This is a genomic window from Dickeya sp. CFBP 2040, from assembly GCF_012273755.1.
Taxonomy (GTDB): Bacteria; Pseudomonadota; Gammaproteobacteria; order Enterobacterales; family Enterobacteriaceae; genus Dickeya; species Dickeya poaceiphila.
On sequence record NZ_JAAVXH010000028.1, the window covers coordinates 67398 to 77743 of the forward strand.

General features: G+C 51.5%; 12 protein-coding genes and 1 riboswitch. Of the genes, 6 read left to right on the forward strand and 6 right to left on the reverse strand.

Going from position 1 to position 10346, the window contains the following annotated elements; genetic code table 11:
• The first annotated feature begins 33 nt into the window (after window positions 1–33).
• Window positions 34–999: a lipoyl synthase gene (gene lipA, locus Dpoa2040_RS04105; RefSeq protein WP_042869437.1), complete on the forward strand. Its 966-nt coding sequence runs from the start codon at window positions 34–36 to the stop codon at window positions 997–999.
• A gap of 104 nt (window positions 1000–1103) precedes the next feature.
• Here the strand turns inward: lipA and tatE are convergent, their stop codons facing one another.
• Together tatE and Dpoa2040_RS04115 are read right to left on the reverse strand one after the other, a co-directional pair.
• Window positions 1104–1313, reverse strand: a complete 210-nt coding sequence (gene tatE / locus Dpoa2040_RS04110; protein WP_042869435.1) for a twin-arginine translocase subunit TatE — start codon at window positions 1311–1313, stop codon at window positions 1104–1106.
• A 168-nt stretch (window positions 1314–1481) separates the two neighbouring features.
• The gene (locus Dpoa2040_RS04115; RefSeq protein ID WP_168640393.1) at window positions 1482–2270 is read right to left on the reverse strand and encodes a deaminated glutathione amidase; all 789 of its coding nucleotides are present in this window, start codon (window positions 2268–2270) and stop codon (window positions 1482–1484) included.
• A gap of 84 nt (window positions 2271–2354) precedes the next feature.
• Window positions 2355–2416: riboswitch (Fluoride riboswitch) on the forward strand.
• Between the two features lie 66 nt (window positions 2417–2482).
• Between Dpoa2040_RS04115 and crcB the strand changes: the two genes are divergently transcribed.
• Window positions 2483–2866, forward strand: a complete 384-nt coding sequence (crcB, locus tag Dpoa2040_RS04120; protein ID WP_042869433.1) for a fluoride efflux transporter CrcB — start codon at window positions 2483–2485, stop codon at window positions 2864–2866.
• A 64-nt stretch (window positions 2867–2930) separates the two neighbouring features.
• Here the strand turns inward: crcB and cspE are convergent, their stop codons facing one another.
• Window positions 2931–3140 (reverse strand): transcription antiterminator/RNA stability regulator CspE, encoded by a 210-nt coding sequence (gene cspE / locus Dpoa2040_RS04125; RefSeq protein ID WP_009113827.1) that lies wholly within the window; start codon window positions 3138–3140, stop codon window positions 2931–2933.
• 1017 nt (window positions 3141–4157) lie between these two features.
• On the opposite strand from cspE, the gene Dpoa2040_RS04130 reads away from it, so the two are divergent.
• Genes Dpoa2040_RS04130 through Dpoa2040_RS04145 form a run of 4 tightly spaced genes read left to right on the forward strand, consistent with a single transcriptional unit; the run spans window position 4158 to window position 6550 of the window.
• On the forward strand, window positions 4158–4541 hold the full coding sequence (locus tag Dpoa2040_RS04130; protein WP_168640394.1) for an ArsC family reductase: 384 nt from the start codon (window positions 4158–4160) through the stop codon (window positions 4539–4541).
• Window positions 4522–5649, forward strand: coding sequence for a succinyl-diaminopimelate desuccinylase (gene dapE, locus Dpoa2040_RS04135; protein ID WP_168640395.1), 1128 nt, complete (start codon window positions 4522–4524; stop codon window positions 5647–5649). Before Dpoa2040_RS04130 ends, dapE begins: the two co-directional genes overlap by 20 nt.
• The gene (locus tag Dpoa2040_RS04140) at window positions 5646–6329 is read left to right on the forward strand and encodes a M15 family metallopeptidase (protein ID WP_168640396.1); all 684 of its coding nucleotides are present in this window, start codon (window positions 5646–5648) and stop codon (window positions 6327–6329) included. The genes dapE and Dpoa2040_RS04140 overlap by 4 nt, the downstream gene beginning before the upstream one ends.
• A 32-nt stretch (window positions 6330–6361) precedes the next feature.
• The gene (locus tag Dpoa2040_RS04145) at window positions 6362–6550 is read left to right on the forward strand and encodes a YpfN family protein (protein ID WP_042869424.1); all 189 of its coding nucleotides are present in this window, start codon (window positions 6362–6364) and stop codon (window positions 6548–6550) included.
• A 105-nt stretch (window positions 6551–6655) separates the two neighbouring features.
• Here Dpoa2040_RS04145 and ypfH read toward each other — a convergent pair whose 3' ends face one another.
• The 3 genes from ypfH to Dpoa2040_RS04160 form a co-directional block, all read right to left on the reverse strand.
• Window positions 6656–7342, reverse strand: coding sequence for an esterase (gene ypfH, locus Dpoa2040_RS04150; protein ID WP_168640397.1), 687 nt, complete (start codon window positions 7340–7342; stop codon window positions 6656–6658).
• A 286-nt stretch (window positions 7343–7628) separates the two neighbouring features.
• On the reverse strand, window positions 7629–9653 hold the full coding sequence (locus tag Dpoa2040_RS04155; protein ID WP_168640398.1) for a GNAT family N-acetyltransferase: 2025 nt from the start codon (window positions 9651–9653) through the stop codon (window positions 7629–7631).
• 19 nt (window positions 9654–9672) lie between these two features.
• On the reverse strand, window positions 9673–10125 hold the full coding sequence (locus tag Dpoa2040_RS04160) for a DUF441 domain-containing protein (RefSeq protein ID WP_168640399.1): 453 nt from the start codon (window positions 10123–10125) through the stop codon (window positions 9673–9675).
• Window positions 10126–10346 lie beyond the last annotated feature (221 nt).

The window sequence follows — 10346 nt, forward strand, 5'->3', positions numbered from 1 at the left end:
TAACAGCGATTCAGAACTGGAAATTACGCAACCATGAGTAAACCGATTCAGATCGAACGTGGCGTCAAATACCGCGATGCAGACAAAATGGCCCTGATCCCGGTGCGCACCGTCGCCACCGAGCGTCAGGAAATGCTCCGCAAACCAGAATGGATGAAGATAAAACTACCTGCGGATTCCAGCCGGATTCAGGGCATCAAGGACGCCATGCGCCGCAATGGTCTGCACTCGGTTTGCGAGGAAGCGTCCTGCCCTAACCTGGCGGAGTGTTTTAATCACGGTACCGCCACGTTCATGATCCTTGGTGCCATTTGTACCCGCCGTTGTCCATTCTGCGATGTTGCCCATGGCCGCCCGCTGACACCCGATGCCAACGAGCCAGAAAAACTGGCTCAAACCATCCATGATATGGGGCTGCGCTACGTCGTCATCACATCGGTTGATCGCGACGATCTACGTGATGGCGGCGCTCAGCACTTTGCCGACTGCATCAGCGCGATACGTCGTAAAAACCCAAGCATCAGAATCGAAACACTGGTGCCGGATTTTCGTGGTCGTATGGATCGTGCGTTGGATATTCTGACTACCACGCCGCCAGACGTGTTTAACCATAACCTTGAGAACGTGCCGCGCCTCTATCGTCAGGTTCGTCCAGGTGCCGATTATGAATGGTCGCTGAAATTATTGGAGAAATTCAAAGCAATCCATCCGACTATTCCGACCAAATCCGGCCTGATGGTGGGTCTGGGTGAAACCAATAATGAAATTCTGGACGTAATGCGCGATCTGCGTCGTCATGGTGTAACCATGTTAACGCTGGGGCAATACCTGCAACCGAGTCGTCACCATCTGCCAGTGCAGCGTTATGTGCCGCCGGAAGAATTTGAAGAAATGAAAGCAGAAGCTCTGGCAATGGGCTTTACCCATGCGGCCTGCGGCCCATTCGTTCGTTCTTCTTATCATGCGGATCTGCAAGCCAAAGGGATTGAAGTGAAATAGTGGGCTATCGTCTACAACGCTTGTCTTACCAAAATCATAAAAGACACAAAAAGCGGATGGGCAAAACCCTCCGCTTTTTGTTTGGTACCTGTCAGCGTATGCGATTATTCTTTAGGGCGATTTTCGCTGATAGCAGTATGATGTTCATCCTGAGCGGAAGATTTCGCCGCTGGCTGATCATCATTCATAGCTTTCTTAAAGCCTTTGATAGCCGCTCCCAGATCACCACCCAGACTGCGCAGTTTATTGGTGCCGAACAACAGAACAATCAAGGCGCCAATTACTAAAAGCTTGGCAATACTGATACCTTCCATACATACCTACCTGATAATGTGAACTGAAAAAGCCACGTTGCGCTTTAATTCATTTCTTTGTAAATCGATATACCGGATAAGACAATGGTACTTTGTAACAAAGTAAGATGCCATCATCAGTCGCTGCTTTTTATCCGATACCAATAATACCAATAAATAGCCTTGCCGTTATCTTAATACAGGCGGCTTGAAGCGATTGTGATGTAGAACAGGTAACTGGTGACGAACAGCTTGAATACGCTCCAGCGTCAACTCCGCCAACAACAATTCAGGTTGCTCGGCAGCCTGAGCAATGATGATGCCCATTGGGTCCACCACCATGCTATTGCCAATATTCCTGTCGCTACACTCTCCTGTTGCCACCAGATAACAGGTATTCTCCAACGCCCGCGTTCGAGCCAGCAACGCCCAGTGCGACTCCTTGTGCGGACCTTTCACCCAGGCAGCCGGCACCACCAGTACATCGGCACCGCTGACCGCCAGTTGGCGCGCCATCTCGGCAAAACGGATGTCGTAGCATACCATTAACCCGACACGCATTCCCGCAATCTCTACCACTGGTGGTAACGACATGCCCGGCGTCACCCGGCGGGATTCTTGTACCGTAAAAGCGTCATATAAATGCAGCTTATGGTAATGAGCCAGGATTTCTCCGCGTCGAATAACCAGCAATGTATTGTGCACACGACCATCTGCAGCCGGGGTATGCAGAGTAAATACCATGCTGAGATCCAGCGACTGGCTGGCAGCCAGCAGTTGACTAACAAAGGGGCCGTTTATCGGCTGAGCGCACCCCACGCCCCATTCCGGGTCCGAATTATCACGAGCCAACACTGCTTCTGGCAGCACCAGCAAATCAGCCCCTGCGGACACAGCCTGATCCATTAATGTTATGCAGATCTGGGCATTGTCTTGCCATAGACGCTGTACTGCAAATTGGCCTAGCGCTACTTTCATATCATGCTCCTTCATAACCAGCAGATACATTTAGTAAAACTACCACCGCTACAAAAAACACCAGCATGTGGGTAAACTCTTGTCGCCAGTAACGGAGATGACATTCCTCCATAACCGCCCTTTCGGCTGATGATGTCTGCAAATTCACTCAATCGGCATCGCACATGCCCTTTCGAGAGTAGCCTAACTTACCCCTGAATGAAAAGGTGACTATGTACAGTACGTTACTTGCTGTTTTTATTGGTGGTGGCATTGGCAGCGTTGCACGCTGGCAATTAAGCGTACGCTTTAATACGTTGTTTCCCCAGATCCCCGCCGGCACATTGCTGGCAAACCTGCTCGGCGCCTTCATTATTGGTGCGGCTATGGGGTATTTCGTGCGCCAACCTGACCTCCCTCCCCACTGGAAGCTGTTACTCACAACCGGTTTCTGCGGTGGTCTGACAACGTTCTCTACGTTTTCCTACGAAATGGTGACGTTGCTGCAAAGTGGCGAATGGGCCGCAGCACTGTTCAATTTACTGATAAATGTGCTTGGCTCACTGATGATGACGGCGCTGGCGTTTGCGCTTATGGGCTGGCTGAGTGCCCACTGAGGAAGGCAGATAAATACAAAATAAAAACCCGCCATAAGGCGGGTTTTTTAGGAAATCGGTATAATTAAATAGCGATAACGTTAGCAGCAGAAGGTCCTTTAGCGCCGCTGGTGATTTCAAACTCTACACGCTGACCTTCAGCCAGGGTTTTGAAACCGTTGCTCTGGATAGCAGAAAAGTGAACGAACACGTCTTTGCTGCCATCTTCCGGAGTAATGAAACCGAATCCTTTGGACTCATTAAACCACTTAACGCTACCTTTAATCTTAGACATCAAACTTACCTTTACATGAATGAACGACACAAAATCTGTGTCAAATACAGTACAGCAAGTAGCGGCGCATTTGTCCAGCCGAACATCATCAAAAAGTGATAAAACATGATAAAAAAGCGAACTGACTCCATTCACCCCACAGATTTATCAGTCTCGACCACATTTTAACATTCAGGATCTATCAGAATAGGTGCAATTAGCTCAGCCAGCAGGAACACGGGAAGTCCAACAACCACTATGCAACGTATGTTAGAAGGGCAACACAATAGATTCCCTATAGGTGAGCACAGCGATTAGACCAAAGCGTAACGAATCGTGGGGATAGTAGGTACTGCCTATGTTCAAAATGACAGGAAAAATACTGGAGAGACGGTTTCCAGATCATACCTGTACAAGTAACAACCAATACGAATAATAGCCTCTTTTATTTATTCAGGTTTCCTCATTTAACCATCAGTTTCCAGGCTGGCGGTCAGAAAAACATGAGAAAAAAATAGCGACACTCATCACAAAAATGAGAAGAAAAAAACAGGGTAAAATGCGGGAATGTACGTATAACACAACCACCTTAAGCAAAAATTAATTTTTAAAAATCAGGCCATTAAAAACATAACGATCAACATAAAAAAGCAGCAACCCGTAGGTTGCTGCTTTGGCGATGCTCAATAAGGGACCTGGTGACTAATGACAGTAAATAAATTTGTACTAGTCTAAATACATCAGCAATTACTTACGCAGCATTGCGTCGATGAAGCTTTTCCAGTTGTTGAGTTCAATCTCGATCATGATAGTAACCTCGTAAGCTTTTTGTTGTCTTGCAGGGTTATTATACGCTTCTTTTTTGACCAAGATAAAGGCCTTGGGGCGCAGAATTGTGCTCTTCTTCGCATTTCCGCAATATCACCAACCAATCCAACCCTATGATTTCTTAAGATAATTTTAATAAAATGCCGTATATCACCTTTATAAGGTATGCTTTTTTTCCTTAAAACATGAAAAATAACGGATTTAAAACATATGGCCATCATCCTGTACGGCATTAAGAATTGCGATACCATAAAAAAGGCGCGACGTTGGTTGGAAGACCATAAAATCGATTACCGTTTTCATGACTACCGCATAGATGGGTTGAACATAGAGCGCTTGCAATCCTTTATTGACGCCATTGGCTGGCAACCCTTGCTGAATACCCGCGGCACCACCTGGCGCAAACTGGAAGAGACGTATCGCAACACCATCACCAACGAAGCCGCGGCAAAAACTGTTATGCTGGAACAACCCGCGTTGATCAAACGCCCATTGCTGGTAACCGATGACGGAAAAACGATGCTCGGTTTCAGCGATGACAGCTATCAGCACTTTTTTACGGAGAACACCTCACATGTCTTGCCCGGTAATTGAACTGGCCCAGCAACTCATCAAACGCCCATCCCTCAGCCCCGATGACGCCGGTTGTCAGGCGCTGATGATCGAACGTCTGCAAGCCATTGGTTTTAGCATCGAAAAGATGGACTTCGGCGATACCCAAAACTTCTGGGCCTGGCGTGGTCAGGGAAAAACACTGGCGTTTGCCGGTCACACCGATGTCGTGCCTGTTGGTAATCAAAGCCAATGGCAGACCCCACCGTTTGAACCCACTATTCGTGACGGCATGTTGTATGGTCGTGGTGCAGCAGACATGAAAGGTTCGTTGGCAGCAATGGTCGTAGCGGCGGAACGGTTTGTCGCGGCGCACCCCAATCATCAGGGACGCCTGGCATTTCTCATCACCTCTGACGAAGAAGCCAGTGCCGTCAACGGTACTGTCAAGGTTGTGGAAGCATTGATGGCGCGTCAGGAACGGCTGGACTACTGTCTGGTAGGCGAGCCGTCCAGTACCGAACGGGTTGGTGATGTGGTGAAAAATGGCCGGCGTGGTTCGATCACTGCCAATCTTCGGATTCACGGTGTGCAGGGGCATGTCGCTTACCCGCATCTGGCAGACAATCCTGTGCACCGTGCTATGCCCGCACTGAATGAACTGGTGGAAACGGTCTGGGATCAGGGCAACGAATTTTTCCCACCTACCAGTATGCAGATAGCTAATATCAACGCAGGCACGGGGAGTAATAACGTGATTCCCGGCGAACTGTATGTCCAGTTCAATTTCCGTTTTAGCACTGAGCTGACCGATGAACTTATTAAAGCGCAGGTCAAAGCCTTGCTGGATCGCCACCAGCTCAACTACACGCTGGAATGGCAGTTGTCCGGTCATCCATTTTTGACAGGTCGCGGTGAACTGGTGGATGCAGTGGTCAACGCCGTTGAGCACTACAGTGAAATCACTCCGCAGCTCCTGACTACCGGTGGAACCTCTGATGGCCGATTTATCGCCCGTATGGGTTCGCAAGTGGTGGAACTGGGACCGGTCAATGCCACTATTCATAAAGTTGACGAGTGCGTCAGCGCTGCCGATCTGCAACTACTAAGCCGTATGTACCAACGCATTATGGAGCAATTGATCGCATGATGTCCCCCGCCTGCCTGACTGGCAAAAGCGACAGCCATCTGGTGGTGCTAAGCGAATCGCATCGCCTGCAACCTGAAGCGGTCGCAGCGTTTACTGCCATGCAGCAGGCGGCGCGACAAGGTGGCTTCAACCTACAACCTGCCAGTACATTTCGGGATTTCGAACGTCAACGTCACATCTGGAACGGCAAGTTCACCGGCCTGCGCCCACTGCTAGATCAGCACAGCCAGCCGATAGACGCGCTCACGCTGGACGAAGGCACGCGTTGCGAGGCAATCCTGCGTTGGTCGGCGTTACCGGGCAGCAGCCGTCACCACTGGGGCAGCGATCTGGATATCTATGACCCTGACCAATTGCCCGTCGGCCAAAAACTGCAACTGGAACCATGGGAATACCAGGCTGGCGGTTATTTTGCCGAACTTAGCGACTGGCTGACCGGGCACATGGCCACTTTCGGCTTTTACCGCCCATTCGCTCAGGATAATGGCGGCGTAGCCATAGAACCCTGGCATCTCAGCTACGCGCCTCTGGCCCGGCTCGCCATGTCTCAGCTAACGCCTGAATGCATCTTACAAGCCTGGCAAGGGGAAGATATTGCTGGTCGACGCTGGCTGGAGCCAAACCTACCGATGTTGTTCCAGCGCTTTATACTGTCTGTTGATACGCAATGCATCCGCTGATACTGACTATCTGAATATAATGAGGAACGACCATGGGATGGCTGGCTGATTACTGGTGGGTGATACTGCTGGTACTACTGGGGATGCTGGTTAACGGCATCAAGGAACTGCGCCGTCTTGATCATAAGCGTTTTCTGCATAACAAACCACCGTTACCGCCGCACCGTGACAATAATGCACAGTGGGACGAAGACGACGATTGGCCGCAGAAAAAACCCTGACTCCGTCCCCTGAAAATATAGAAGGCCGGGAAACCTGAAGGTAACCCGGTCTTGTTATTTATGGCATTCGCCTTGTTGAGAGCTACAACCCCCGCTGTCAGTCCCTTAACGGAATGCCACCAGTTCACCGCGAGCGCCCATCACTGCCTCATCCCAGAAGCGTTTCGGGATGTAATGATGCAGCCGATCCAGTGCGCATTCCATCATGCGATTATCAATGGCGTGTCCCAGTTGCGGCACCAGATCCAGCGTAAAATCTGAGCCTTGCGCTCGCAAACTCTGTGCCGCCTGACGGGCATGATCCACTGTAATTACCGGATCTTCCTCGCCATGAATCAGGTGAACGACGATGTCATAAAACGGCTGATCCGGCAGAGCAGCAAAACGACCACTGAATGCGACAACTCGCCCGGCCAGATTCTTCTCCGCTTTCAGCGCTTCAAGGATCATAATCGTTCCTTGAGAAAAACCGATCAGCGCCGTGTGGGAATAGTCGATTCCCGTCGTTTTCTGCCAGTAGCGTACAGTCTCGATAAAACGCGGCATAGCGGCGTTAACGCGGCGACCACGATTATCTTCTGTAACGTCCTGTACCGAAAACCACTGCCGTCCTTCGCCTAGCCCTACTGCTTCCGGGCCACCAACGCTGATAACCTGTGCCATAGGGAACGAGTCAGCAAAATAACGGCCAATTTGCCCCATGGAAACCGGATTGTCGCCTACGCCATGAAATAGTAAAAACAACTGCTTAGGTGCAGGTGGATTTTGCACCACAAAATAGTCATGCTTCATATCGCCTCTCCTGCGGTTACCTTCAGGGGAAACCGGCTATTTTCAAACGTGTTCAGTTGTCACTATACGCTCCTCGATAGCGGGTCAATATTGAGGTTTATTGAACAGGTTATTCCATTATCCTGTATCAGGATCAGTGTATATGAACGCAGAAAATCAGCTGGCCAAATCACAAATCGAACTACAAAATTGTGATCGCTACCACTTGAAATAAATTAGGAAAAGAAAACCACTTATTTCGATATAAAGAAATATCATTATAAAATAATATTATAATGAAATAATATCATGGTAAGAGAATGTCATGCCAGTGTTGCCATGCAGCGTCGTCTATCTGACGCAGCGCCTGAGCTGTTTCGGTACGCCAGCGCTGGAGCAGCGCTTTTTTCCCCACCAGTTGGAGCTGGAGCACACACTCCGCCATGCTTTGCCCTTGCTCAAGCCACAACCTCAGCGCGGTCAGTGCCATCGGCGAATGCATTATCAGGCGAGATAATGCCCCCTGGCAGGCTTCTGGTGGGCGGTGGGCCAAAGCAAACCCTGCCAGATTGCGCCAGTCATCCCCAGTGAGCACCTGCTCTGCCACCAGCGGCAAATCCAATGCTAACGGAATATTATGTCGCAACCAGAACCAATCCCGGAGCAGCTCCCGATGTGCGGACACTGCCAACGCGCTCCCCTCATCACTGAGCGGCAACAATGCCATCGCGCTATAGCACCCACTGCTGGCCTCAATGTGGCTACCAATACGCACCAACTGGAACCCACAACGCTGCCAGAACCGCCACAGCTCAGGTTGAAAACCGAAACTGACTGACAGAAAATCCAGCCGCTCCTGCCGAGCCTGTTGCTGTTGATCACGTACCAGTGCCTGCCCGATACCTTGACCTCGATGCGATGCCAGCACCGCGATGCGGCTAATGCGGCGCGATCGCAGCACCGGTGCCCGCCACTGGTTGCCGTGAGCCGCCAGCGACTGCGCCACCAGATTGCCTCTCGGACGTCGTCGCCCAGCCCAGACATCCTGCGCCAGCGTCTCCGGCAAACCGCCTTCATCCACCAGCCAGATAACGCCTCCCACCCTCGCATCCACACAAGCGCTGGCGACATACATGCCAGGAGCATCCAGCAAGCGGCGTAAATCCAATGGTGAGGTACGATAATGGGCGCTGCAGAGCAGCCCGTAGCAGCCTTCCAGACGCTCAGGCTGACTCAGCCAGTCATCGCGCTGCTCATGTCGAATCTCAAAGGAGACGCCACATAGCCGTTCCGGCACCTGTTTTTCCGTATCAAACAGCATCATCCTATCCACTATCTTCTCCAGTGGATCTTGCTGTGCCCAGCGCAGTGGTTCCGTCAGTTCGATAGCCCGCCAATCCGGTAGTGACGCACAAAACTTAAGCAGAAAACCCCGCCCTGTTCCTTCATACCCTTGCACCGTAGTCGTCATCACCACCCGACGGAAAAACGGCAGCAATGCTTGCAATATCGGTGCAGGAATCGCCGCCGCTTCATCGATCAACAGCCAGTCCACCGGCAGCGTGTCATGCTGCTGACAGAACGCCAATAGCGCATCCGGCGCCCAAAACGTCGCGGCTTCCCCTGCCTGCCGCAGCAAAATCTCGCCTGCAGCACGCGAGGGGGCACTTACCCAGCAACCACCCTGACACTGACTTGCCAGCATACCTGCCAGCGTCGATTTGCCGCGACCACGCGGCGCGATAATCACAGATACCGCACAGGTGGTGTGAAGCAATTGCTGCACTACAGTGTGCTGGCTGAATGTCGGCTCGCCAGTAGCAGGTAGCCAATCTGGGCGACAACCGGGGGGCATGATTACCGGCTCGGCATCCTGCTGACGCCACAGTACAACATCGTCATCAGCCATAAGTTGACGCTGTACGTGTCGGATAAACCGGGGCGTAGCAATCGGTTCTGGTTGCTCACTCCAGCGCAGACTGTCAGTATCCGGATAATCGGGCCAATGGTTCCATTGCGGAGATAACAGGATCAACCAACTGCCGGCCTTGAGCGCACCAGCCAGTATCGCCAGCGCTTGTGCATCCAGACCGTCACGAGCATCAAATACCGCATGTAAAAATTCCCGGCCCAGCACGCCACGCACATTCGAAGCCGACAGTGCAGTCACACCTTTGGGCGTCGATGCGCTTATCCACAGCCAGTCGCCCGGCAACAGACTGCTCAGGCGCTGGGCCTGAGCACCGCACCAGTCAGAATGACCGCTCAGCACCAACAACCGGCGAATGCCATAACGCTGCTGGTATTGCTGGCTGACAACAAAAGACTCCACGCCGCGCCCCAAATAAAACCTAGCCTTTACCGACCAACAGCGACAGCAACCCCGCAGCAATCAGCGGCCCTACCGGCACGCCACGGAACAGCGCCACCCCCATCACCGTACCGACCAACAGGCCAGCCACGACCGAGGGCTGATTGCTCATCAGCACAACGCCACGCCCGCCCAGCCAGGAAACAGCGATACCGATCACCACAGCCAGCAGCGATCTCCAGTGTAAAAAAGAAGAGAACACATCGCTGGCAGAAATTTTGCCGCTGGCAATCGGTGCCATGACTCCGATAGTCAGTACCAGCACGCCAAACGACAGGCCATATTTTTCCACCCATGGGAAATAGTGAGTTAATGGCGTAATGCGCACCACGAGTAGCAGCAGAATAGCCAGAGTAACAGTCATGTTCTGACTGATGATGCCAAGAGCGGCCAGAGCCAGTAAAATAAGCAACGTTGGGTCAAAAAAGGCCATAAAACCTATCCTTGCCGGAATCAGCCAATACACAGGCGGGGAATAATAGCACTCATTGAACAGAGACAGCAGAAAGAGTGCAACGCAGCCAGAAACAGGCTGGAGATAGGGTGTTTGGACAAACTCACCGTCTGACGTTATCAGACAGCGTCAATTAAACGATAATATCGTTCTGGCAACCGGAAACAGAAGCTGGTCGCCAGAACGTAAACGATTGCGCT

Coding starts and splice junctions, on each gene's coding strand:
- lipA (WP_042869437.1), top strand. CDS start 34: ATGAGTAAACCGATTCAGATCGAACGTGGCGTCAAATACCGCGATGCA.
- tatE (WP_042869435.1), bottom strand. CDS start 1,313: ATGGAAGGTATCAGTATTGCCAAGCTTTTAGTAATTGGCGCCTTGATT.
- Dpoa2040_RS04115 (WP_168640393.1), bottom strand. CDS start 2,270: ATGAAAGTAGCGCTAGGCCAATTTGCAGTACAGCGTCTATGGCAAGAC.
- crcB (WP_042869433.1), top strand. CDS start 2,483: ATGTACAGTACGTTACTTGCTGTTTTTATTGGTGGTGGCATTGGCAGC.
- cspE (WP_009113827.1), bottom strand. CDS start 3,140: ATGTCTAAGATTAAAGGTAGCGTTAAGTGGTTTAATGAGTCCAAAGGA.
- Dpoa2040_RS04130 (WP_168640394.1), top strand. CDS start 4,158: ATGGCCATCATCCTGTACGGCATTAAGAATTGCGATACCATAAAAAAG.
- dapE (WP_168640395.1), top strand. CDS start 4,522: ATGTCTTGCCCGGTAATTGAACTGGCCCAGCAACTCATCAAACGCCCA.
- Dpoa2040_RS04140 (WP_168640396.1), top strand. CDS start 5,646: ATGATGTCCCCCGCCTGCCTGACTGGCAAAAGCGACAGCCATCTGGTG.
- Dpoa2040_RS04145 (WP_042869424.1), top strand. CDS start 6,362: ATGGGATGGCTGGCTGATTACTGGTGGGTGATACTGCTGGTACTACTG.
- ypfH (WP_168640397.1), bottom strand. CDS start 7,342: ATGAAGCATGACTATTTTGTGGTGCAAAATCCACCTGCACCTAAGCAG.
- Dpoa2040_RS04160 (WP_168640399.1), bottom strand. CDS start 10,125: ATGGCCTTTTTTGACCCAACGTTGCTTATTTTACTGGCTCTGGCCGCT.